This window comes from Salisediminibacterium halotolerans (genome assembly GCF_003814815.1).
Lineage (GTDB): Bacteria > Bacillota > Bacilli > Bacillales > Salisediminibacteriaceae > Salisediminibacterium > Salisediminibacterium halotolerans.
Genome location: NZ_RKQQ01000001.1, coordinates 114,025 through 137,469 on the forward strand (window position 1 = coordinate 114,025; position 23,445 = coordinate 137,469).

The following is a 23,445-nucleotide window of genomic DNA, read 5'->3' on the forward strand; positions in this document are numbered from 1 at the left end:
ATAAATTTCACGGAATTTTCAGTTACTTGATTATGGAAAAAAACCCGCTTTCTTCAGCTTAAAGAAAACGGGGCACCTTTCAGTCGTTCGATATGTTTGTCTGTCTCATGTATACGCTTCGTTACACTTTTTGTACGTTTGCGGCTTGCGGACCTCGTGTGCCTTCAACAATTTCAAATTCTACGTCTTGTCCTTCATCCAATGTTTTGAATCCTTCTTGGTCGATAGCAGAATAGTGTACGAATACATCGTCACCGCCATCCCGTTCGATAAAACCAAAACCTTTTTCTGCATTAAACCATTTTACTTTTCCTTGCATGTTCGCAACACAATCCCTTCGTAAAAAAGTTCTGTGGACGATTCCACACTTTTATATTATCAATTGCAAACGCTTTCGTCAAACACTTTACGAATTTTTCCATTCAAAAGCTCCCTTTTTGAACAAATTGTGAACACGAAAATATAGGTATAAAGCCACGTGTTTTAATCCTTACAATCCGCTACTATTAATTTGTCATCTAATCCGTTTTGTGGAATTGATGCCATTCATTCTCTGAAACGGATTACACCACGCTTACGACCTCGCTTGTGTCCTCTATCACCGTCAATATTCCCCACCAGCTTTCTGATACAGACAATACATATCCCCCTTTAACATCTTCAGTGCAGCTGCGGCGATTAGTCAATGCAGGTAGGCGACAATCCGGACGGGCTGTAAGCGCTTATGCCGGAACACTCTTACGAAGGGAGCAGAAGGAGAAACAGCCAATCATATTTAGGAGGGATAAACATGAATCAATTTACATTTATCGGACGCCTGACAAGAGACCCGGAAATCCAAACAACGAAAGACGGCGTCAGTTACACACGCTTCACCGTTGCTGTGCGCCGACCGTTTAAAAACAGTAAAGGGCAGTACGATACCGACTTTATTCCGATGGTATCTTGGAAACGGCTCGCCGAACTTGTCGCCGATTATTGCACAAAAGGATCGCTCATTTCTGTCAACGGGCGGGTAGTTATGCGACATTTGCAAAAAGAAGAAGATGAACGCATCTCTGTCCCGGATATGATCGCCGAAAACGTCGGATTTCTGCAGTTAAAACGCAACCATGATAACAACGGCGAGATCCCCGTCCCGCAAGAAACCGCGCTCGACACCGCTTTGCCGCAAGACAATCTTCCTTTTTGATAAACCCATTTAAAAAGATTAAAGGAGAACAAAAACGATGACTGACTCAGAACTGACGAAAGTAATGATGCACAAGCTCGCCAAAATCGATAACCAGCTCGCCTCACTTGAAATCGTCGATGATCTAATCGATACCGTCAACGAACAGAACGATCAAATTGAGCGAATGACGCAAATACTGCAAGCGATGCACATTCAAATGAACATGCACCATCAAGAAAACATTAATTCAGACGATGTATTGCTGCGCGCACTGATTGAGAACCCGTCCAATCAGCACGCGAACCAATCAAGCGGATAAATGTGCCGTTTCAGTTGAACAAATCAGCGTCATCTCGCCTGCGAGAAAATAGTGTGAAACCGTTGCCGGCACGAGAAAATGATCACCTTTTTCCAGCCCATACGTACGTTCTCCGATCGTTATCTCACCGCCTCCGTTGATAACTGTCATCAGCTCATACGTATCCGGTTCGATGCGAACACTTCCGTTTTTCTCCTGCAAAGTCAGGCGTTTCACCGTGAAATAATTTTCCGCAATTAAACGCTCTGTTAAAAGCCCGCCGTGTTCTGAGACCGGCCGCTTCAATAACGGCTCCTCGTGCGGAACGTTTGTGCATGCAATCGAATCTTCAATATGCAAATCGCGAAGTTCACCGTGTTGGTCCGGCCGGTCATAATCATAAAAACGATACGTAATATCCGAGCTTTGCTGAATTTCTAAAAGGACGATCCCCGCGCCGATCGCATGCACCGTCCCGCTTGGAACATAAATGAAATCCCCGTTTTGCACCGGCACGCGGCGAAACAGTTTATCCCATTCGCCGTTATACACCCATGAGCTCAGTTCTTCTTTTGTCGCTGCGTGATGGCCGAGGATCAGCTCCGCTCCGGGATCGGCATCTAAAATATACCAGCATTCCGTCTTGCCGTACGCATACCCTTCCTGTTCTTTCGCATACGTATCATCAGGGTGAACCTGGACAGACAGATCGTCGCGCGCATCAATCATTTTTACGAGCAGCGGGAATTCCTCTTCTGCAGTAGAGGCGCGGCCGAACAGTTCCGGGTTCGCAAACCATACATCGCGAAGCGTTTTATTGTGATACAGTCCATTAATGACCTTATTTGTGCCGCTTTGATGACCGGAAATGCCCCAGCATTCCCCCGTTCGATCTGACGGAATCGAATAGCCGAATATTTTCTGCAGTTTCGTCCCGCCCCAAACTTTTTCTTTGCATACCGGTTCAAATTTCAAAATATCGTTCATCATTTCCGCTCCTTTACATATCAACTGATTTTTTTTGCAACTGTTTTAGCTTGAATGGACACGCTTTCACAACCGTGCTATACTTGTGAACAAATGCTTATCGGGAAGTTTAAACGTCCGTTTGCGCAAACGATTGCATTAGTTCCGTTTCGCAACTCGCATTGAACGCCCGATGAATCCAAAGGAGGATGTTTATGCTGCTGGAAGCGATCTATCACCAGCCAAAATCGCAATACGCTTACGCTTATGATGAAGAAACGCTTCATATCCGGGTCCGCACGAAACGCGGAGATATGGACCGCGTCGCTGTCATCTGGGGAGACAAGTACAATTTTAATGATGAGACCATTACCGAGACACCGATGGAAGTCTTTGCCCAAGACTCTTTGTTTGACTACTATCACGCCGAAGTGAAACCGCCGCACCTTCGTTTTGCCTACGCGTTTAAATTTGAACAGGGCAAATCGGTTGTCTATTACAACGAAGTCGGCTTCAGCGAAGGAAAAATGCAGTCATCAGGCGTCGGCATGCTCTGGTCCCCTTCCGGCATGTTCGAATTTCCGTTTCTCAATCCGATCGATGTCAATAAACCGCCGGAGTGGGTTAAACAAGCCGTTTTTTATCAAATCTTTCCGGAGCGGTTCGCAAACGGCGATCCATCTTTAAACCCGCCGGAAACAGAATCCTGGACAGCTGATGCCGAACCGACACGGACGAATTTTTTCGGCGGCGATTTGCAAGGTGTCATCGATCATCTCGATTATTTAAAAAATCTCGGCATTACCTGTATTTATTTTACGCCGTTTTTCGAAGCTTACTCAAACCACAAATACGATACGATTGATTACTTAAAAGTCGATCCGCAGTTCGGCACGAATGAAAAGGCGAAAGAACTGGTCGACGAAGCGCATAAACGCGGGATTCGCGTGATGCTCGATGCCGTCTTTAATCATTCCGGATATTATTTCCCGCCGTTTCAAGACGTTTTGCAAAACGGAGAAAATTCACCGTATAAAGACTGGTTCCACATAAAAGAGTTCCCGGTCCAAACGAATCCGCCGAATTACCATGCGTTTGCATTCGAACCGCATATGCCGAAACTGAACACCGAAAATCCGGAACTGAAAGAGTACTTGCTCGAAGTTGCCCGGTACTGGGTTGAAGATATCGGCATTGACGGCTGGCGGCTCGACGTCGCTAACGAAGTCGACCACCGTTTTTGGCGCGATTTTCGCGCGACCGTTAAACGAGCAAATCCGGAAGCCTATATCCTCGGCGAAATCTGGCACAATTCGCTCGCTTGGCTCGGCGGCGATCAATTTGACGCGGTGATGAACTATCCAGTCACTAACAGCATCATCGATTTCTTCGTCAAAAATGAGATTGACGCTGAATCATTTATGGGCCGGCTCGATCAATTAAAAATCGCCTATCCGATGCAGGCGAACGAAGTTGCGTTTAACCTGCTCGATTCACACGACACCCCGCGGCTGTTAACAATTGCCGACGGCAATAAGGCCCGGATGAAACTGGCTGCCGCCTTTAAACTGACGTATTTCGGAGCGCCGTGCATCTATTACGGCGATGAAATCGGCATGGACGGCGGGGCTGATCCCGGCTGCCGCAAGCCGATGATTTGGGAAGAAGACAAACAGGATCACGAATTGTTTGCCTTTTACCAGCGCTTGATCGAGCTCAGAAAAAATCACCCGGCGCTGCAAAACGGCACATTCCGCTTTCTCTCCGCGGAGAAGAACAAAGGGTATGTCGCATTTGAACGCACGGACAGTCAAGACCGCTTCGTGATCATGATGAACAGCAGCGATAAAAAAGCGAAAATCCGCACAAGCGGGTTCGGCAAAGCCGCGTTTCGCGACACGGCAACGAACAAAAAATATAAAACTAAGCGCGGCCAATTAAACGTTGCACTTCCGCCATTAAGCTTTGTGATTTTAAAAGAACAGTAAAACTTCTCCAACCGGCAGAAAAATCCGCCGCTCTCGCGTCTGTTGCTTCAGCTCAGCTGTGCAGCAGACAGAGAGCGGTTTTTTTATGTTTGCGGGAGGTTCTCAGCGCTCAAAAAACGACACAAGCGCAGCGGCCCCGAAAAGACCAAGGTCTTCCCCGTACACCGTTTTTCGAAACATCACATCTTCTTTCATACCGGCCATCATCCGGTTTCGCGCCTGCTCAACCGCCGGCTGCCAAAACCAATCGCCGGCCGACATGACGCCGCCGCCAAGAATTAAAACTTGCGGGTTGTAAGCATGAACAGCGTTCGAAATCGCAATGCTCAGATCCTCTTGGACATCTGTCACGACTTGAGAGGCCAGTGCATCGCCGTTTTTCGCGGCGATCAGCACATCTGAAGAAGTAACGTCCGCCTTTAGAAGCGCGTTTAATTCCGTGTCCCCTCCATCCTTTTCAAGCGCTGCGCGCATCCGTTTAACGATGCCCGTGCCGGAAATTTGCGCCTCGATGCATCCTTGCTGGCCGCAACCGCACTCAACCCCGTCAGGGCGAATCACCGTGTGGCCAAATTCCGCTGCTCCGCCGGAGTGCCCGAGAAGGAGCCGGCCGTCGCAGACAACGCCGGTTCCGACCCCGGTACTGATTGTCATATAAACAATATTTTCCGCGCGGCGGCTCGCATACGATTGCATCGACACGTATTCGGCAACGGCGGCTGCATTCGCATCATTATGAACATAAACCGGAACATCGAAGCCGTCTTCGAGCCATGATTTTAACGGCACCCCGCGCCATCCATGCAAATTGGGCGGTGAAATGATTAAGCCCCGAAACGGATCAAGCGGGCCCGGTGCACCAACGCCGATTCCGGTCAGCTCCGTCTCTGACGCTTGTGACAGCGCGCGAATTTCGTTTTTTATATAGGCGACCGCCTCGGCCGGCGTCGCAAAGGAACGCGTGTTTTCTGCGCGTTTCGCTGTCAGCTGATTGTTTTCAAACCAGCCGATGCGAACGTTCGTTCCGCCAATATCGACCCCAATAACCCCCATCTGTTCACCCCTTCGCGTTAATTTCCGCTAAATAACGGTCAACGACCTTTCCCCAGGCAGCTAAACGCGGCAACAGCACTTCATGCGTAAAGTGCATCCGCTCCCCTTCTCCGGCGTGCACTTCGTCAACGTTTAAAGCTTCAGACGCCGCTTCTTGAAACTCGCCTAAAACCTGAACTGCTTCAGCATCGCTGCTGAAGATCGAATCCATCGTCATATTTTCGATATTATAAGCCGCCAGACTTTCGATGACGCTTTTTAACAGCCGATCGCCGATATCGTAATCTTCTTTGATATAGCACTCGCTGACGTAAGCGACTGAGCGCTCCACTTCACTGAGCATGTCGCGGTAATGCGTTAAAAACGTCTGCTGCGCTTCGGTTAATTGCTGTGTCATTCGCTGCCCCCTTTTGTTGAATCACTATTTCTTATTTTATCACTGCCTGAGCTGAAGGTACAAATTACGTCCGGGCAACAAATAAGAAAAAACCGCTGCCAAGTTCACCGGCAGCGGCCCTTCATCAACCTGTATCTGTTTTTTTAACCGCGAAAATTCGTGCGCCCGCTTCCGGCGGCGGCAGACGCCTGCTTCGCTTGCGTGTATGGATTGTTCGGCACAGACGCCGGTTTTTCGCCGGACTGAGCTGCCGACGCTTGTCCCGATGCCTGCGGAGCAGTCGTCTCCCGGCTTCCGAACCGGTTTTTCCGGTCCTCTTTTATCACGTCTTTCCACGTATCGCGAAACTGTGTCACGAATTTTTCCGCCTCGTCCAGCGCCTCGACGCTGTTGTTCATGTTCGCTTCGACGAGCTTGGCGTGGATAAAATCATACATCGTCAGCATCTCTTCACTCACACCGGCGTCCATATCGAGTGTTACCATTAACTCGCGGATAATTTTTTGCGCTTTTTGCAAATTCGTATTCTTCACGTCATACTTTTTCTCCGCCATCGCCTCTTTGCCTAAACGGATAAATTTCAAGCAGCCTTCGTATAACATCAACGTCAGTTCACCGGGAGACTTCGTCTCTATTGATGATTGCTGATACTTCGCGTACGGATTATTGACAGCCATTGTCACAACACCCTTTCCTTCTCGTCCATCTTCCGCCGGTTTTAGGCGGAACGATTCATGCTCACATACGTAATATCGGCAGATAACAGCCAATCTTTAGCAAAAAAACATCAGAACCCGTTTTTTTACATCGCAAGTTCCTTTTCCTGCTTTTGCTTAAGCCTTCTCATCGACAATCAGGCCGGCAAATTCAAGCATATGCGAAATCATGTCGAGAAATTTTTCCGGCGGGATTTCACGGATCACTTCTTCAGAATCACGGTCGACAACCCTGACCATCGTGCGATCGAGCGTTTCGTGTTTTTCATACTGCATTTGCGTATGCTGAATTTCATGCAGTTCATTCATCGCCGTTAAGGCGTCGTCGAGTTCCGCGGCCGGCCAAGCCTGTCCCCCGTTTCGAGCAATCTCTGCTGCTTGTTTCACTGCTGCGTCTGCACGTCCTTGTGCCGGAGCTTTTGCTTGCTGCCCTTCTGTCTGCACCTGCCGCCGATCTTCCCGTTCTCTTTGCTGGGATAAAAAATCGTGTGCCGGCGAGGATCCGATTGATTTCACGTCCATGTGCACCAACTCCTCTTTATATAGGTCCTGTATCTTATATCGGCTTGATTCGCCGATTGTGAACTATTTTTTCGAATCGAAAAAAACGCCGTCTTGCGTGCGGTTCGAATAAGGATTTTCGTAACTTTTTCCGGTTTGCCGCTTTTTTCGGACCGTTGATAAATCTTGCCCGATTTCTTTTTGCAGCGCCGCCAATCGATCGTTGACCTGTTTATTCATCGTGATCACCGTCTGGCCGATCCGGCGGTCGTGATCTGTTTCCGGTCTCCCGAGCTTGGCCAAAAGTTCTCCCCGCTTCGTTAAAAAACGGTCGATTTGCTGAAAATAATCGTCCCGCTCGGCATCGCTCTTAGGAAGAGGCATTTCAACATGGTCAAGAAACCGCTTCGTCCACTTGAGCATTTCAGTATAATACGACATGGTTTGCCTCCGTTCTTTCCGTTAAACTTCGTTAATAGATAAAAGAAAACAGCGTATCCGCTTGCTGATTCGCCCGGTTCACCGCAGCTTCCATCGCATTGAACTGCGACCAATAACGGTCTTCCACTTGCTCCATCCGGCGCTCAAAATTGGAAATCCGGTTATCCATTCGTTCAATTCCCCGCCCGAGTGTGAACTGGTGGTTCATATTGCGTCCGCGCATTCCCCCTGCCTGAATAGAAATCGATTCAATCATTTGATCAGCAGAATCCCGCAGCCGTCTGGCAATGCCTTTTTCCCCGTAATTGTCTCCATCAGCAGTAAAAAGATGAAATATCGCTTCCGAATCTTCGTCGATCGCTGCTTTTAACGCTTCTTCGTCGACCTCAAGCTTGCCGCCTTGCGTATAATCATTCGTCGTCGCGATGCCGATTTGCGCCAAATGCGTGAATCCCTCGGCATTCTCCGCAGCAATCGGCGTGTAGAAATCCGTGCGCATCGAAGTCATCCCGTTTCGCAGCGTACGGTCGCCGCGAAGCAGCCCGCTTTCAGAACGCTCTTCCCACAGGTCGATTTCCCGCTCGGTCATGTCGGCGCGCTGATCATCGGTCAGCGGCGCATAATCGCGGTAATAGTCTTCGCCGAGTTTATCGTTGACGTGCTCGACAATCTCATTGTATTCAGCGACGAAATCCATAATCGTTTCAAAGACACCGTCGGTATTGACGGTTGTCCCGACCGTCACCGAACCGGCATCGAACGTTTCATGAAGCGTCATCGTCACGTCATTGATCGTGAATTCATTCGACGTCCGGTACGTCTCAAGTCCGTTGACGGTGAAGGCAGCATTCGATCCGCTCGCACCGGAATCCGTTAAGTGAAACGCACTGCCGAACAGTCCGGCTCCGCCGATCCCGGTATCAAACGTCAGTTCCGGCTCCCCGTCTTCTCCGTTAAAACGGCCGGTTTCATCGCGCTGCACGGAGATGCGGCTCGACTGCTCATCGAAAAAGACATTGACGCCCGTTTCCGAACGGTTCAACGCATCGACGGCATCGGCAATCGTTTCTTCCCCGGAAAAAATAAACGTATCCGTCACTGCGCCCGTTTCATGCGCGGCTGTCAGATCTGAAACAAAAAAAGTATCTCCTCCGGTCTCATCGGTGACAGCGGAGGTTATTTCGACCGAGGCCGTGCTTGAAAAAGCCTCATGAAACAACAGCTCCGTTCCATCTTCAGACAAAGTAAAGTCTTCGCCGAATTGGACAGCTTGCCCGTCGACGACAACCCGCAGCGCGGCGGCATCGGTATCGAGCGTTCCGTCGGCTGTCGGCAAAGCCGTGTTCAGCCTGACAGCATTGTCGCCGGAGCTTGCTTGATGCTCTTCCGCTGTCAGCGTTCCACGCCGCAGGCCTTCTTCTTCCCCGAATAAATCAGCCAAAGATGCATTCTGATCGGCTTTCGCGCCGTCGGCATCGACAATCGCTGTTTCGCTTGCCGCCGTCGCAGCCGACGCGAGCCGGGTGACTTCGTCAATTGTAAACGAGCCGGTCTGACTGCTCGATTGCGCTGAAGCAGTTACGAGCGACTCATTCGTGCTCGAAGCCTCGCGTTGAAGCATGTTCGAACGCCGGTAAATCCCGTCAAACGTATTTTGCCGGAATTGGTCGAGCTTGCGGTTCACTTCGCGGAATTCGTCCATCTTCCGCTCCATTTCAATCTTATCCTGTTCCATCCGCTGCACCGGCATCCGCTCGGCTTGCATGAGATCTTTTACCATTTGATTAATATCCATTCCTGTGGCAAAGCCCGTCATCCGCATCACTTTGAACCACCCTTCCCTTATTCTGATGTCAAAGCAAGTTTCTATCTATATGTATTATCGGTGAAACGGGGCCGGATATTTAGCAAAATAACAAAAATAACTTGCCGATGTTTTCACAAATCATTCATACCCAGGCCTATTAGAATACGGTATAATTGAACTGACATATCAAAAGTCTATATCAGTCTCCGAGTCACTGATACCTGCGGCCTTTCGGCTATGGTACGTTGACCTGAGCAGAATGTCACGATGTTTCTTTCTGTTCACGGGGTCCTGTGTGGAAACACCCGGACCTTCCCTTTTTTGTAAAGGAGGCGTTTCATTGGTGCAGTTGATCAAGAGGCGCGGTTTCTTTGCCGCGCCTTTTTTTGTACATATTTTTCTTGGAGGTTTGCCGTATGAAAAAACGAATCGCAGCCGGTGCAATTATCTTAGCGATAAGCTCTGGATGCGCCGCTGAAAGTGGTCAAGAGGAGGCAGCGGAAACAGCCGAAGTGTCGATTGCAGCCGCATCAGACTTAAACCCGGCTTTTCAGGCGCTAAAAGATGAATTTGAAGCTGAAACCGGGGTTGAGTTGACCTTTTCGTTCGGGTCAACCGGGCAGCTGGCTGATCAAATTGAAAACGGCGCGCCGTTTGACGTATTTGCCTCGGCCAATGTATCGTTTATCGATCATTTAATCGAAACCGACGATATTATTGAGGAGTCGGCACAGCCTTATGCGTTTGGGCGCATCGGTTTAATGATGAAGGAAGAAAATACCGGCGCAGCTGAAAATATCGCTGATCTCACTTCTGCTGAGATTGAACAGCTGTCTATCGCTAATCCGGCCCATGCACCTTACGGAATGGCGGCAGAAGAAGCGCTCAAAGCAAGCGGACTTTATGCAGACGTCGAGAACAAACTGGTATACGGACGCAATATCACCGATGCGTTCACGCACATTGAGACCGGCAATGCAGACGCGGGGATTATTGCATATTCACTCGGAATCGCCAACGAAGACGGGTATGACTTTATACTATTAGACGAGGAGCTTCATGAGCCGATTGAACAGGTCATCGGCGTGACTAGTCAGGCCGATCATCCAGAAGAAGCACAGTTATTTATCGATTATATCACCGACGGTTCGGGGAAAGAGACGATGGAGGCGTATGGATTTATCGTTCCTGAGGAGGAGTCGTAATGGCCGATATCTCGCTGTTCCCCCTTTTTCTCTCATTAAGGGTCGCATTAACGGCAACAGGTTTGGCAATTTTGATCGGGATTCCGATCGCTTATTATCTTCATAAAGCCGACTCGCGTCTCGGCACCCTGATTGATACATTGATCACGCTGCCGATTGTCCTGCCGCCGACCGTGCTCGGGTACTATTTGCTCGTACTGTTGGGGCGAAACAGTGCGATCGGGACGTTTCTCGAGGACACATTCGGGGTCACGCTCGTCTTCACCCCTGCGGCTGCCGTCGTCGCCGCGCTTGTCGTGTCGATCCCGTTTATGATTAAATCCGCCAAAACGGCGTTTGCGTCGGTCGGGGAAGATTTGCTTTATTCTGCAGAGATTCTCGGCCGATCGAAAATCAATATTTTCCTCACACTGACCATCCCGCTTGCCTGGCGGGGGATCGTCGCCGGAATCACCATGACATTTGCCCGCGCGCTCGGTGATTTCGGCGCGACGCTGATGGTAGCGGGGAGCATCCCGAATGAAACGATGACAATGCCGATTGCGATCTATGATGCACTGTTAGCAGGCGACCGGGAAATGGCGAACGTGCTTGTCGCGATCATGACCGTAGTCGCGCTTACGATCTTATACACGATTAACCGTTTAGAAAAACGGGTCATTCAAGGGTGATGACGATGCTCGAAGCCGATATTCAAAAACAGTATCCCGATTTCAGTCTTGATATTTCTTTCACCGCCGCCGCCGGCTTAACCGGTATTCTCGGTCCGTCCGGGTGCGGAAAAAGTTTGACGCTGCAGACGATCGCCGGCATTTTATCCCCCGATCACGGACGGATTGTTATGGACGGCAGCGTCTGGTTTGACAGTGAAACGAACATTAACGTCCGGCCGCAGCTGCGAAAATCCGGCTATGTTTTCCAAAGCTATGCGCTCTTTCCGCACCTGACCGTCGCCGATAATATCGCGTACGGTCTGAAAGGCCGGCCAAAAGAAGAAATCCGCGCTAAAGTCGCGGACTGGCTCAGACTAATTCAGCTGCAAGATTTCGGCAGACGTTATCCGGGGCAATTGTCCGGCGGGCAAAAACAGCGCGTGGCGCTTGCGCGCTCGATGATTACCGAACCGAGGCTGCTTTTGTTAGACGAACCTTTCTCCGCTCTGGATCAGCATATTCGCAGACAGCTGGAAGTCGATATGCTCCGGCTGATCGGTGAACACTATCACGGGGTCGCGCTTCTTGTCACCCACAACATCGAAGAAGCTTACCGGCTCAGTGAAGAAGGAATGCTCTTTCACGATGGGCGCGTACTGCAAAAAGGCGCGCGTGCAGACGTATTAACCCGCCCTGAATCTATTGCTGCCGCGGAAATACTCGGTATTGAAAATATTTTTCAAGGCCGGGCATTCGCTGTTGACGAAGACGGCGTTTTGATGATTGGCAAGGAACGATTTCACAAGGTCAGCGCACCGTTGAGCGGCGTTGCTGTTCACGGGCACACCATCGGGATCGTTTCTTCAGACAAAACAAATGACCCCGGTATCAAAACCGGGGTCATTGAACGGGTCGTTCCGGGTGTTAAAGACGGCACGATCCTGATAAATATCGGCGGCCTCACTTGGCGGGTGTCAGTCCGGAATACAGACAGCTATCAAATCGGCCAGACCGTTCACGTATCCATTCCCGCCGAAGCAATTATGCCGCTGTATCATTGAGCTGACTGCATACGTTCACACACCTACCACGGAAGCGAATTGTCCTTCAATTCGTTTTCCCACATTTGCTGCAGCTGCTTAACGGTCTCGCTATCCATGGAACTTCCGGCGGCGGAAAAATTCTCCTCTAATTGTGCAACACTTTTCGCCCCGGGAATCACCGTTGAGACTTGCTCATAGGCTAAAATAAACGCCATCGCTTGTTTGACGAGGCTTTCATTCTGATTAAGATATTTTTTCGTTTCTTCCAGCATATTCGTGCGCATCTTGATGATTTCCGGTGTCCAACGGCTGCGAATGTCCGCAAACGTGCTCTCTGCATTATATTTACCGGAGAGCCAGCCGGAATCAAGCGGGACTTTAACGATCAGGCCGATTCCTTTTTCATAAGCGGCCTGGAAAGCGTTCGCCGGATCTTGATGAAAAATATTGAACATCACTTCAATCACTTGGCTGTTCGTCTGATTCATCGCTGCAAACATCTCTTCACTCGTATCAACAGAAACGCCGTAAGCATCGATTTTTCCCGCCTGCTTCAGTTTCTCCAGTTCGGCAAAGTGTTCAGTTTCGCCGTTTAAGTATTCAAACGGCGGGTTATGGAGCAAAACACAATCCAAGTAATTCGTCTTTAGACGCCCGAGACTGTCATCCACAGACGGAGCAATCGTCGCCGGGTCAAAGTCAATCTCGCCGTTGGCATGATGACCGAACTTGCTGCTGATAATCACCTCATCGCGCTTGCCGTCCAAAGCTTTGCCGAGAATCCGCTCGCTCTTTCCGAGCGCGTAGTTCGGCGCCGTATCGAAGAAGTTGCAGCCCGATTCCAGCGCTTGTTCAACGATTTCGATCCCTTCACGTTCGGTCATCGTCCCCCCGTTTTTTGTGTTCCCGAGCTGCCATGCTCCCAGACCGATTTCTGACACAAACTTTCCGGTGTTTCCTAACGGCCGCTTTTTCATTATTTTTCCCCCTCGCAGTCATTTACGCAATTCACGAAACCGCTTTCGTGAATCCGGTAAAAAAATCAAGGTGCACTGTTTTCACCTTGATCTTCAGTTTAACAAAAATCATTCTGTTTTAACAGACAATTCGGAACGCTTTACTGCCGAGACAGACGGACAACCGTCAATTTTCAGCCGGCATTTTTCGCTGCCTCCTGATTTTTAAACAGATAAATCGCTGCACTCATCATTATGAATATCAATCCGGCCGTCACAATCACACCGAGCCAAAAACCGTCTTCAGGTTCTCCCGCATAAAGATACTGCTCGCTGTACACGGTCAGCATTCCCGGCGAACCTTTAACAAGGTCCGGTGCGTAGATGCTGGCAATGCTTAAAATCAGCGCCGTTGCCAAAGTTGCAAAAGCCGCTAAGCCGCTGCTGTTTAAGAGCGCGCTCAAACAAACGGCAAGCGTCATAACAAAACAGAGCCATAAACAATAAACCAAGGCGCTAATTACAACTTGAGAAAAAGAAATGGACCCGATTAATAAAATCGTGTAATAAACGGCTGCTGCGTACCCTAACAAAAAGGAACTGACCGCCAAAACTAACACGTGCACCCACTTCGCGGTGAGATAATTAAAGTGAGCAACAGGTTTCGCTAACACCATGATCAGCGTTCCGTCATTTTTTTCTGCTGCGACCGTCCCCATAAACGCTAATACAAGCACTAACAATCCGATTTGGTTAAACTGCCCTAACGTACCAGCCAGCACTTCTGCGCTCGTCGGCGGAGGAATATCTACGATTGCTCCTTCCGGCAAAGCGCCGAACTGTTCAATGATGTCGGCAAAGTAATAGGACGTCAGCGGCTGTGTGATCCCTAATAATACGAACACAACCGGGATCCAGAGCCACTTGTAATTCCTTAACGACTCTTTTAGTTCCTTCCTAAAAAGAACCTTCCATTGCTGCATCAGTTCATCACCTGCATAAATAAATCCTCTAATGACGTTTTCATCACTTCGAATTTAACGATATTCAATTGCTGGAGCGAAGCGTCGTTTAACAGCTCTGTTCGCGCGTTCTCAATGTTTTCTACCGTTAAGGTGGCTTTGGTTTCCTCTGTTTTCATATGCCGCAGCCACGCTTTGTCTTCGATCAATTGTGCCCAATCTGCCAGATTTCGTTCCGTTTCAATCACAATCGCCGGCTGCCGGTACTTCTCTTGAAGGGAAACTAAGCTGCCTTCTGCAACAACTTCGCCTTTTTTCATAATATAAATATCGTCTGAGACTTCTTCCGCATCGTGTAAGACATGGGTCGAAAACAGAATCGATGTCCGTTTCTTCAGCTCTTTCATCAATTCAAGAATCTCTCTTCGGCCGATCGGATCGAGCGCGGATACCGGTTCATCCAGCATAATCATTTTCGGGCTGTGTACGAGCGCCTGAGCAATGCCGAGCCGCTGTTTCATCCCGCCCGAGTAGCCCGCCGTCTTCTTGGCCCGATTATCCGTCAACCCGACCAAATCGAGCATCTCTTTGGCGCGCGCAATCGCCTCTTCTTTTTCTAAGCCGGCCAATTGCGCAGCAAAGGTGACATACTCCAGACCCGACATCCAGCCGAAAAACTTCGGATGCTGCGGCAAATACCCAAGATACTCTCTTCTGTCACCGGGGTAGTTCGCATGGAAATGAATCGTTCCTTGTGTCGGTTTCATTAACCCCGTCAGCATATTCAAAGCTGTCGTCTTTCCGGCTCCGTTCGGACCGAGCAGCGCTGTACATGCTCCTTCACGGACCGATAAATTTAAATCCTTCACAGCGGCGGTTTCGTTAAATTGTTTCGCGAGTCCTTTCGTTTCGATTAAATTCATTCATTGTTCCTCCTGCCAAACAAAAAATACACAATCGGGCCGAAAAAATTGATAAACACGATAACCAAAATCCAAAGTATTTTCGGTCCGTTCGTCTGTCCGCGTTTAAGACAGTCGACTAACGCGGTGATCATTAAGATAAGAGACAATAAAAATAGCGGCGCAATCAGCGGCCAGTTCACTTCTTGAAGCGATGCGATCAGTTCATTCATGCGAGCGGTTCCTCCTTGAAAAAATCTGCTGCTCTCCTGCGGTAACGTGTTCGTTTATCTCGTTAATATCGTTCGATTTGAATATCGGCAATGGTTAACTTATACCAAGTGAACGGGCCGTCTGCGAGCATCCACGTGATTGTTGCTTCACGCGGAATCTGCAGCCCTTCGATTGACGAGTATGCGGTAATTTCTGCAATACAAGGAATTCTTTCAGCTTGTTCATCACTGCCGTGATAACGCAGCGCTTCCTGCCGGATCAGATTACCTGATTGATCGAAAAAGAAGTCCGCTTCTGCCGTTATACCCTTATAAGTCAGGATCCCTCTTGCGGTTTGAGCATCGATTTCTTTCCACACAATGTAATCTGCCAACGCCGCGGTCGGATAGAAAGGAAGTTCCAATAAAAACCGGTGCAAGGACGATTCATTCAGTTTACGGTTATTTTTTTCGTTAACAACCGGAATAAGTGAACCGATACGAATCTCCATCGCAGCCTCTCCTTCATAAAACAAATCGCGTCCTTTCGTATTGAGAAGCGGCATCATCCGTACGTCCACCTGCCATAAATAACCCGGTTCATCGGCGCGGATGTATTGACGTGCCTAAGATTTAAACCACGTTATTTGTTCCGGATTCAGCCGCATTTGACCGCTTTGGGTCAGCGTTACAGCTCGAATCTTTTCTTGACCGATCACACCGATAGATTGCAGCCAGTTTTGCACGGGGGCGGGAAGGCTCATTAGATTATCTATCGTAATCGGCGAGGATTCATCTTCCTCGTTTATCGCCGGAAGCGCCAGCAGCTTCTCCTTTTCCTTGGCAATTTTTCTATTCATCTGCAAGCGACCGAGCAAAAACGGGGCTGAAATAAAAATCAGCGTACCCGGCAGGACGATTCGCAAGTATTTAGTAAACAAGCTCTTCATTTTTATCCTCTTATCCTACTGTCATTCGTCGGCATAAAGAATATTGCCGCTCTTCGTTTCCATTGACTGCCTTAAGTTTAATCGTTTCATTATTATATCTGGAAAAATTTTTATATAATACTTATATCATACCATATGGGGACAGTAATAAATATCAACCGCCAATAAAAGCAACGGCCGCAAATAATTTTTAAGAAAGGACCACTTATGAAACAATCAGGTGATTACCGCAGCGAATCTTTTTCCTCAAGCCGGCTGGCAACAATTGATATTGGCGCAGCAAGTAAAATGAAACACCATGTTTATGCCTTCATTGAACTGGATGTCACTGATGCGCGGCATATTTTGCAAGACAAAAAGCAGCAAGGAGAGATTATCTCCTTTAACGCTTGGTTCATCAAGTGTATTAGTAAAACCGTCGAAAGCTGCGACAGTTTGCACGGGATTCGAAAAGGCAAAAAAAACATCATTGTTTTCGCGGATATTGATATTTCGATAATGATTGAAAGGGAATTGAATGGAGTAAACGTTCCTTTGCCTTATGTACTGCGGAAAACAAATGACAAAGGAATAGCGGAGATTCAAGCGGAAATCAGAAGCGGACAAACAGCGGCGATCAATGATGAAGGGGATTACGTGTTAGGAGAGACGAAGAACGCATTTTTCATGAAAGTCTATTATGCGCTGCCCGGATGTTGTCGCCGGATCCTGTGGAAAAATATCATCAAACGCCCTTTTTTAACTAAAAAGCTTATGGGGACAGTGATGGTTTCTTCTGTCGGCATGATCGGCAAAATTAACGGCTGGGTTCTCCCGGTCAGCGTTCACCCGCTCTCTTTCACCGTCGGTTCGATTATTCAAAAACCCGGGGTGAAAGATGGAAACATTGAACTGCGGGATTTCCTCTTTCTGACCGTCGCCATTGACCATAATGTCATTGACGGCGCAACTGCCGTCAGGGCGCTCACGAAGCTTGTTGAGGATGGGGACGGGTTATAGAAACATTATCTGTTTTATGACAGGTTCGTTCTCAAGCCGAAGGCGATCGGGAGATATCACTTCGATGGTTTCACGCTGAGAACCGTGACCGTCCCCAAAATAACGGCCATGCCGAGCACTTGCATCAGTGTCATGTGATCGCCGAGCAAGAGCACCCCGAATAACGACGCCGTCACCGGTTCTAACATCGCGACCATCGAAGCCGTCGTCGGCGGCGTCCAGCGCAAGCCGATCACGTAAAAGATAAACGACAGCCCCGCTCCGACAATGCCAAGGAGAAGAAACCAGCCTGTATCGCTTGAAGTTACTGCTGCCGCCACTTCACTTGCGTCAGCAAAGACAAACAAGATCAAGCAGAAAAAGAAAAAAGCGACTGTTAACGAAGCTTGCGGATTTCCGACAGAGGAAGCGTTTTTGAAACCAAAAATAAATACCGCATAGGAAATCCCCGATGCAAGACCCGCGACCGTACCAAGCGGGCTGACACTGACGGAACTAGGGTCGTACGCGCCGGTCAGCATGACAATGCCAAGCAGCACCGTCGTAATGCATACCCATTTAAACAAAGTCGAGCGTTCGATTTTTAATAAGAAAGAGACTAAAAACACGAAAACCGGCGCAGTATACATTAACGTCGCCGCAACGGCTACGCTCGCTGCCTCGATACTCAAAAAATAAAACGTAAAATTGCCGGCAACACCGACGCCGGCGAACGCGGACCAGAGAAATAAATATTTCGAGATGACTAAATTTTGCCGGAAGCGGAAGAGAAACCAAAAAACAAAAAACAGTAACCCGACAGCCCCGCGATAGAAGGAGATGACAACAGGGTCCCAGCCTTTGCTCATTAATATATCGGCAATGCCGCCGCTGATCCCCCAGGATACAGCAGCGAGTAAAATTAAGCTTAACCCTGCAAGTTTCATCTTGGCCTCCTAAAAATCTGACATGTTTAATAAAAGCCTTTTGCTCAAATTCCTTTATTTTCTTTAAAATAAACGTAAAAAAGCGAATGATAAAAAAATAACAATGATATCATGAGCTTTCAAGCTATTTTTTTCAGCACAAACGATAACATTAACATGGAGGGGATTATGAAAATTGTCAAAATCAGCGCCATCACATTAGCGATCCTGATTATCGTGTTATTTGGCGGCTTTTGGATTTGGTCGCAAATGACGTATGAGGCGTCCGATGAACTGAACCGATTTGTCGGCGATGACGAACTCATTCGCGAAGACGGCGTGCGTTTTTTTCCGGACAGTTCGAATGGAACCGGGGTGATCATCTATCCCGGAGCAAGGGTTGATCCGGAGGCGTACAGCTTGATCGGCGCTTCTCTTGCTGAAGAAGGTTTTACCGTTTTCATACCGGAAATGCGCTTTAACCTAGCTTTTTTTGAGATCGGCAAAGCGGATGCGCTGATCGAAGAGTTTGCCGAGCTCGAGCAATGGGTGATCGGCGGCCATTCTTTAGGCGGGGTCGCAGCTGCTTCTTACGCTTACGATAAAGATGTCGACGGATTGTTTTTCTATGCCTCGTATCCGCAGGACAGCAACGACTTCTCGGAGCAAAATCTGCCGATGTTATCGATTTATGCCGAGCGCGACGGTCTGACGACGCTGGAAGACATCGATGAGACATCCCAGCTGTTTTCCGACGAAGCGGTCTTTAAAGAAATCGAAGGCGGCAACCATGCGCAGTTCGGCGTTTACGGCGACCAAAGCGGCGATCGGCCCGCAACGATCAGTGTTAAAGAGCAGCAAGAGGAAATCATTGCCGCGACGGTTCGGTGGCTGGAAGAGGACGTGCAATAAAACGCACCCGAGAACATCTCTCGGGTGCGTTAGACTGATGACAAACCCGTATTTTTACGTAAGTCGCGCAGCCGCTAACATCCGCTTGCCCCGGGCAAGGACTCAGCTAGCCTTCGGCGGTCTTGGACCGCCGAAGCCGGATCTTCGTCTCTTGCTTTCGAGGCTGCTGAAAAAGTACTGGATAAACAAATTCGGTGTTTATTTATGAGCCGCACAGAATAAAGAATATTATGAGCCCTCCGCAAACTCGCTTGCCGCGGGCAACGCCTCAGCCTCCTCAGAAGCGAAACCGCTTCTTGTGGGGTCTTCGGAAGTTGCTTTTCCCGCAGGCGTCGAGTTTGCTCCGGTCTCATAAAACTTCTCGCTTTATAAGGAAGAGTAAATATGCAGGCATCCAATTGATCATCTACTTTTTCAGCAGCCTCCTTGCTTTCCCGGAGGCGTCGGAGGTGGAGCTGCGCGTCTTTCTTACTTCGCAGAACAATATAAAACCACGCGGTTTGAAGCGGCTCGGCGCTCGCCCGCAGGACATAAGCCGGACGATGCGTCGTCATCCAGCCTTTAAACAAGTTGATATCTGACGATGTCATGACCTTGTCAATAATCTAACGCACCCGAGAACGTCTCTCGGGTGCGTTAGACTGTAGACTTTTAGTTTTCCGCGTGCTCTTTTACCGGGAACCAGCCGGGGCGGTTTACGATTGCGTTCCAGAGCGATTCGGGCACGACGAGCTGTTCGCGGTCGTCGACCGACAGTTCGGTGCGAATTTCATCAATCCGTCCGCTCGCGGCTTTTTCGACCCACTGCGGTTCAACGACCAGCTCGCGGCCTAAAGCGATCAGAGGCACTCCGCCTTCCATCGCCTGCTCTACATCATCCGGGGTTTGCAAAGAGCCGACACCGACGACGGGAATCTTCGCGCCGACTTCGTCTTGAATCAACTGCACGCGTGAGCGCTTGTCAGAGGAGTCGCGCATCGAACCGGCGAAGAAATCTTGCACGGAGATGTGCAGGTAATCGAGCTCCTCGTTTGCTAATTCGTTGACGAACTTGAGCGTGTCTTCCATTGTGATCCCCGGTTCTTCGCGTTCTTCCGGGGAAATCCGGTACCCGATGATAAACTGCTCATCCGCTTCTTCCGCTGCTTTCAGGACTTCTCTGACAACTGCGAGCGGAAAACGCATCCGTTTTTCGACCGAGCCGCCCCACTGATCGTCGCGCCGGTTGGAATGGGGCGAGAAAAACTGCTGAATTAAATACGTATTCGCGCCGTGAATCTCCACCCCGTCAAACCCGGCCTGAATCGCCCGGCGGGTTGCATCGCCGAACGCTTTAATGATCTCCTCAATCTCTGCTTCGGTCAGCTCGCGCGGGGTTGTTGCCCCTTCGCGTTCCGGCGCGACGGCGGAAGCGCTCACTGTTTGCCGGTCGGGCAGCAAGTCCGGCGGCGCCATCCGTCCGGCGTGGAATATTTGCACAATCGCTTTGGCGCCTTCAGCTTGAATCGTCGTTGCAAGCTTGCTTAAACTGCCGACAAGTTCGTCGCGATCAATCCCGATTTCGCCGGGAAAACCTTTCCCGCCGGGCGTGACGTTCGCGACAGCGGTCACGACTGTGCCTGCGCCGCGCGAACGCTCGCGGTAATAAGCGAGTTCCTCGTCTGTCACTTCACCGTTTTCCGCTGAAGCAAAATTCGTCATCGGCGCGAGCATAATCCGGTTTCTGACTGTTGCACCGTTTGCAAATGTATAGGGGTTCAAAAATGTGTACATCGTATCCCTCCTCGCAATCTTCTGTACTGACTTACCTTTAACAGTTTACAAAAAGTAAGCAGCAAGGGCGAATGATTTGCTCAAGATTGGTTTGGCTGTTCAAGTAAGTTCGAACTTATCAATGACGCTTAACAAGAGGAATCGTCTTTATTTCATGAGCATCAATAAGTCTGTTTTTTTGATAATTTTTTGAAAATTCTATATAATTTAACCATGAAAGGAGGGGATCAGAATCAAAAGCAATGCAATGTCAATCATACGCAATGTACGTTCATTTGCTTACAACGTTCTTTGACCCTCACCATTTCAATCTTAGTTCTTTCATCAAGCTTCACAGATCTGATCCGTAATACGCTCAAACAAACCGCTGGAAACTGAGCCGGAAAAGAAATCGGCATTTACTTTTCCCGCGGCAGCCTCTCTCTCTCATTATGCAGCTGATTTGTTCTCATTTCCTTATCGATCTGCCAATTATCTTCTCTAGATGATCATCGCAGCTTGTAACATTTCTGTATTTCAGCAGCCGAGATGTTCTGCCACCTTATTAATCAATGAATTTTGTTTACAATATTCCAGTTATGAGGAGGAGAATCACATGGAAGAGATGAGCTTTTTAGTCCTCGCTACTCAGTATATGTTTTGGGTTGGATTTGTCGGAATGGCTGCCGGCACACTGTTTTTCTTAGTCGAACGCAACAGTCTCAATCCGGAATACCGTTCGACCGCGACGGTTGCTGCGCTCGTTACGTTTGTTGCCGCCGTGCACTACTTTTTCATGAAAGATGCCGTCGGAACATCAGGATTGATTTCAGAAATTCAGGGGTTCCCGACAGAGATCCGCTATATTGACTGGCTGATTACAACACCGTTATTGCTCGTCAAATTCCCGCTTTTATTAAGCCTGAAAGGAAAATTAGGAAATATCCTGCTGACAAAGCTCCTCGGTGCCGATGTCATTATGATTGTATCCGGTTATATCGGTGAAACGTCGATTAACGCAGCCGGAGGATTTACACAGTTAGGATTGTGGAGTTTTGTGATCGGAACGTTGGCGTGGATTTATATCATCTTCCTTTTGTATACGAATGTGACAGAAGCAGCGAACAAAAAACCAGCCCCGATCAAAAAAGCGCTCCTCAACATGCGCCTGTTTATTCTGATCGGCTGGGCGATTTATCCGATCGGCTATGTTGTCACGCTTGTCTCGCCGGGAATAGAAGTGTTGGTTGTCCGCGAGCTTATTTACAACTTCGCTGACTTAATTAATAAAGTCGGCTTCGGATTGATTGCCTTCTTCGCTGTCAAGACGATGTCGACGTTGTCAAAATCAGAAGAGCATACAAAATCTTAGCAGCTTAATTCAGATAGAGAAAAATAGTAAAAACGCTTCCAGCCTGTAAAACGGCCGGAAGCGTCTTTTTATGAGATGGATCGATTGAGTGACTCTTAAAGAGAGGAAAAAGCTGCACGCCGAAGCGCCGCTTCCAATTGCTCAGTCGTCTCTTTCGGCGCGTGTGTGCAGATGAACGACGTCGGCTGCAAGTGCCGGTAAAGAGCCGTCGATTCCGTCAGCGTCGGGTGAACGTGATACGGCAGCTTAATTAACGGCATATTTTCCTCTTCAACATACCGCTTTAAAACCGGCGATACCGGTCCGGTTGTCAACATTGCTTCTTTTCCCTGCGTCCGGACAGCCCCGTTTAACAACGTAAAATCCGTCAATAAAGTGATTTTCGGCTCGGTCTCGCCGCTTTCCATGATACCGGCCTGTACATTGAGAAACTTACTGAAGTCACGGAAGATGCCGCTTTTAAAAAGATCTTCGTGCATCAGTTTTTCCAATTCTTGCATTAAAAACGGCTCCGCTTCCATCCGAAGGTCACGCTGTTTGCAAAACGACAGCAGCAAATACAGCCAATCCTGGCTCTTCCCTGCGAGCGGCACATGAAACAGTACACCGTTGTGCGGCACATGCTCATCGAGCTGCGATAAAACGTCAGCAATACAGTCTGCTTGCTTCGACCTGCAAACTCCGTTTGCCCCGTCAAGGACTGCGAAATCAACGGATGTTGCCGGCGGCCAGTCGAAGGGGAAGACAGCTGAAGACATCGTGTAGTCGCCGGAAAAAAATACGCTCTCTTCTGATGCCCGGTCGTAAAACAAATACCAGAGCGAGCCGGGGGCATGGCCGTTGGCTCCGGCGATGTATTCAATCTCATCAAACAGCAGCGTCCATTCTCCCGCGGCCGCCATGTCGATCGGCCGAAAATCGATCTGCTCCTCCGCTTCTTTATGATAAGGAATCAGCAGTCTTTCGAGAGCTGCTGTCTTCTCCCACAGCTGAAAATAGGCGCGCGTCTGCGCAATTGTTTCTGCGCTGGCAAAAACGGGGGCGTTTAGACCGAGCGACACCGCATAAGGCAAAGCAAGTGTATGATCTTCGTGAGAGTGGGTAATAAATACAGCATCGATCCGCTGCACATCTGCTTCTGAAAAGTCCGGATAGCGCTCACGGACCGTTTCGGCAGATTTAGAAATCCCGCAATCCACCAAGATCCGCCTTCCGCTGATCTCGATTAAAAAGCAGGAGCGTCCGTATTCGTTGACGCCGCCGTAGGATGTGAATTGCATC

Annotated in this window: 23 protein-coding genes, 2 pseudogenes and 1 riboswitch; of the genes and pseudogenes, 9 read left to right on the plus strand and 16 right to left on the minus strand. The window is 49.0% G+C overall.

Annotated features, from left to right (window positions below; all coding sequences use genetic code 11):
- Window positions 1–121 precede the first annotated feature (121 nt).
- Window positions 122–319: a cold shock domain-containing protein gene (locus EDD67_RS00555; protein WP_121439256.1), complete on the minus strand. Its 198-nt coding sequence runs from the start codon at window positions 317–319 to the stop codon at window positions 122–124.
- A 471-nt stretch (window positions 320–790) separates the two neighbouring features.
- Here EDD67_RS00555 and EDD67_RS00560 point away from each other — a divergent pair, with 471 nt between their 5' ends.
- The gene (locus EDD67_RS00560; RefSeq protein ID WP_158638162.1) at window positions 791–1,192 is read left to right on the plus strand and encodes a single-stranded DNA-binding protein; all 402 of its coding nucleotides are present in this window, start codon (window positions 791–793) and stop codon (window positions 1,190–1,192) included.
- A gap of 37 nt (window positions 1,193–1,229) precedes the next feature.
- Entirely contained in the window at window positions 1,230–1,493 is a 264-nt protein-coding gene (locus tag EDD67_RS00565; protein ID WP_121439258.1) for a hypothetical protein, read from the plus strand.
- On the opposite strand, the gene manA is transcribed toward EDD67_RS00565, so the two are convergent.
- The gene (gene manA, locus EDD67_RS00570; RefSeq protein ID WP_121439259.1) at window positions 1,482–2,459 is read right to left on the minus strand and encodes a mannose-6-phosphate isomerase, class I; all 978 of its coding nucleotides are present in this window, start codon (window positions 2,457–2,459) and stop codon (window positions 1,482–1,484) included. The two genes, EDD67_RS00565 and manA, sit on opposite strands and share 12 nt — an antisense overlap.
- A 194-nt stretch (window positions 2,460–2,653) precedes the next feature.
- On the opposite strand from manA, the gene EDD67_RS00575 reads away from it, so the two are divergent.
- Entirely contained in the window at window positions 2,654–4,426 is a 1,773-nt protein-coding gene (locus EDD67_RS00575; RefSeq protein ID WP_121439260.1) for an alpha-glycosidase, read from the plus strand.
- A gap of 102 nt (window positions 4,427–4,528) precedes the next feature.
- Here the strand turns inward: EDD67_RS00575 and EDD67_RS00580 are convergent, their stop codons facing one another.
- The 6 genes and pseudogenes from EDD67_RS00580 to fliD form a co-directional block, all read right to left on the minus strand.
- Complete coding sequence (locus tag EDD67_RS00580; protein ID WP_121439261.1) at window positions 4,529–5,479, minus strand: ROK family protein; 951 nt, start codon at window positions 5,477–5,479, stop codon at window positions 4,529–4,531.
- A gap of 4 nt (window positions 5,480–5,483) precedes the next feature.
- Window positions 5,484–5,876 (minus strand): DUF8042 domain-containing protein, encoded by a 393-nt coding sequence (locus EDD67_RS00585; RefSeq protein ID WP_121439262.1) that lies wholly within the window; start codon window positions 5,874–5,876, stop codon window positions 5,484–5,486.
- A 293-nt stretch (window positions 5,877–6,169) separates the two neighbouring features.
- Window positions 6,170–6,553, minus strand: a pseudogene (gene fliS / locus EDD67_RS00590) (flagellar export chaperone FliS); the annotation flags it as partial.
- 156 nt (window positions 6,554–6,709) lie between these two features.
- Complete coding sequence (locus tag EDD67_RS00595) at window positions 6,710–7,114, minus strand: flagellar protein FlaG (RefSeq protein ID WP_121439264.1); 405 nt, start codon at window positions 7,112–7,114, stop codon at window positions 6,710–6,712.
- A 63-nt stretch (window positions 7,115–7,177) separates the two neighbouring features.
- Window positions 7,178–7,534, minus strand: coding sequence for a flagellar protein FliT (gene fliT / locus EDD67_RS00600; RefSeq protein WP_093073874.1), 357 nt, complete (start codon window positions 7,532–7,534; stop codon window positions 7,178–7,180).
- A gap of 31 nt (window positions 7,535–7,565) precedes the next feature.
- Entirely contained in the window at window positions 7,566–9,356 is a 1,791-nt protein-coding gene (gene fliD / locus EDD67_RS00605; protein ID WP_121439265.1) for a flagellar filament capping protein FliD, read from the minus strand.
- A gap of 177 nt (window positions 9,357–9,533) precedes the next feature.
- Window positions 9,534–9,689: riboswitch (molybdenum cofactor riboswitch) on the plus strand.
- Window positions 9,690–9,757: 68 nt separating this feature from the next.
- Between fliD and modA the strand changes: the two genes are divergently transcribed.
- From modA to EDD67_RS00620, 3 genes are read left to right on the plus strand one after another with little or no spacing between them, the layout of a single operon-like run.
- Window positions 9,758–10,546 (plus strand): molybdate ABC transporter substrate-binding protein, encoded by a 789-nt coding sequence (gene modA, locus EDD67_RS00610; protein WP_121439266.1) that lies wholly within the window; start codon window positions 9,758–9,760, stop codon window positions 10,544–10,546.
- Window positions 10,546–11,217 carry a molybdate ABC transporter permease subunit gene (gene modB, locus EDD67_RS00615; RefSeq protein WP_121439267.1) on the plus strand — a complete coding sequence of 224 codons (672 nt, stop codon included), beginning with the start codon at window positions 10,546–10,548 and terminating at the stop codon, window positions 11,215–11,217. The genes modA and modB overlap by 1 nt, the downstream gene beginning before the upstream one ends.
- 5 nt (window positions 11,218–11,222) lie before the next feature.
- A complete protein-coding gene (locus EDD67_RS00620) occupies window positions 11,223–12,260 on the plus strand; it encodes a sulfate/molybdate ABC transporter ATP-binding protein (protein WP_121439268.1) in 1,038 nt (345 codons plus the stop codon).
- 23 nt (window positions 12,261–12,283) lie between these two features.
- Here EDD67_RS00620 and EDD67_RS00625 read toward each other — a convergent pair whose 3' ends face one another.
- The 5 genes and pseudogenes from EDD67_RS00625 to EDD67_RS14185 all read right to left on the minus strand — a co-directional run bounded on the left by EDD67_RS00625 (window position 12,284) and on the right by EDD67_RS14185 (window position 16,224).
- A complete protein-coding gene (locus EDD67_RS00625; RefSeq protein ID WP_121439269.1) occupies window positions 12,284–13,219 on the minus strand; it encodes an aldo/keto reductase in 936 nt (311 codons plus the stop codon).
- A gap of 173 nt (window positions 13,220–13,392) precedes the next feature.
- A complete protein-coding gene (locus EDD67_RS00630) occupies window positions 13,393–14,181 on the minus strand; it encodes an ABC transporter permease (RefSeq protein ID WP_121439270.1) in 789 nt (262 codons plus the stop codon).
- Window positions 14,181–15,083 carry an ABC transporter ATP-binding protein gene (locus EDD67_RS00635; protein WP_121439271.1) on the minus strand — a complete coding sequence of 301 codons (903 nt, stop codon included), beginning with the start codon at window positions 15,081–15,083 and terminating at the stop codon, window positions 14,181–14,183. The genes EDD67_RS00630 and EDD67_RS00635 overlap by 1 nt, the downstream gene beginning before the upstream one ends.
- Window positions 15,080–15,295, minus strand: coding sequence for a PLD nuclease N-terminal domain-containing protein (locus EDD67_RS00640; RefSeq protein ID WP_121439272.1), 216 nt, complete (start codon window positions 15,293–15,295; stop codon window positions 15,080–15,082). The genes EDD67_RS00635 and EDD67_RS00640 overlap by 4 nt, the downstream gene beginning before the upstream one ends.
- A gap of 62 nt (window positions 15,296–15,357) precedes the next feature.
- Window positions 15,358–16,224 (minus strand): annotated as a pseudogene (locus tag EDD67_RS14185) (DUF6920 family protein).
- 207 nt (window positions 16,225–16,431) lie between these two features.
- Between EDD67_RS14185 and EDD67_RS00655 the strand changes: the two are divergent.
- On the plus strand, window positions 16,432–17,223 hold the full coding sequence (locus EDD67_RS00655) for a 2-oxo acid dehydrogenase subunit E2 (protein ID WP_121439275.1): 792 nt from the start codon (window positions 16,432–16,434) through the stop codon (window positions 17,221–17,223).
- A 56-nt stretch (window positions 17,224–17,279) separates the two neighbouring features.
- Here EDD67_RS00655 and EDD67_RS00660 read toward each other — a convergent pair whose 3' ends face one another.
- Entirely contained in the window at window positions 17,280–18,149 is an 870-nt protein-coding gene (locus EDD67_RS00660; RefSeq protein WP_093073856.1) for a DMT family transporter, read from the minus strand.
- A gap of 168 nt (window positions 18,150–18,317) precedes the next feature.
- Here EDD67_RS00660 and EDD67_RS00665 point away from each other — a divergent pair, with 168 nt between their 5' ends.
- On the plus strand, window positions 18,318–19,040 hold the full coding sequence (locus EDD67_RS00665) for an alpha/beta hydrolase (RefSeq protein WP_242005953.1): 723 nt from the start codon (window positions 18,318–18,320) through the stop codon (window positions 19,038–19,040).
- Between the two features lie 651 nt (window positions 19,041–19,691).
- Here the strand turns inward: EDD67_RS00665 and EDD67_RS00670 are convergent.
- The gene (locus EDD67_RS00670; RefSeq protein ID WP_121439276.1) at window positions 19,692–20,813 is read right to left on the minus strand and encodes an NADH-dependent flavin oxidoreductase; all 1,122 of its coding nucleotides are present in this window, start codon (window positions 20,811–20,813) and stop codon (window positions 19,692–19,694) included.
- Between the two features lie 595 nt (window positions 20,814–21,408).
- Here EDD67_RS00670 and EDD67_RS00675 point away from each other — a divergent pair.
- Window positions 21,409–22,164, plus strand: coding sequence for a bacteriorhodopsin (locus tag EDD67_RS00675; protein ID WP_093073848.1), 756 nt, complete (start codon window positions 21,409–21,411; stop codon window positions 22,162–22,164).
- Between the two features lie 95 nt (window positions 22,165–22,259).
- Here the strand turns inward: EDD67_RS00675 and EDD67_RS00680 are convergent, their stop codons facing one another.
- Window positions 22,260–23,444, minus strand: a complete 1,185-nt coding sequence (locus EDD67_RS00680; protein ID WP_121439277.1) for an MBL fold metallo-hydrolase — start codon at window positions 23,442–23,444, stop codon at window positions 22,260–22,262.
- Window position 23,445 lies beyond the last annotated feature (1 nt).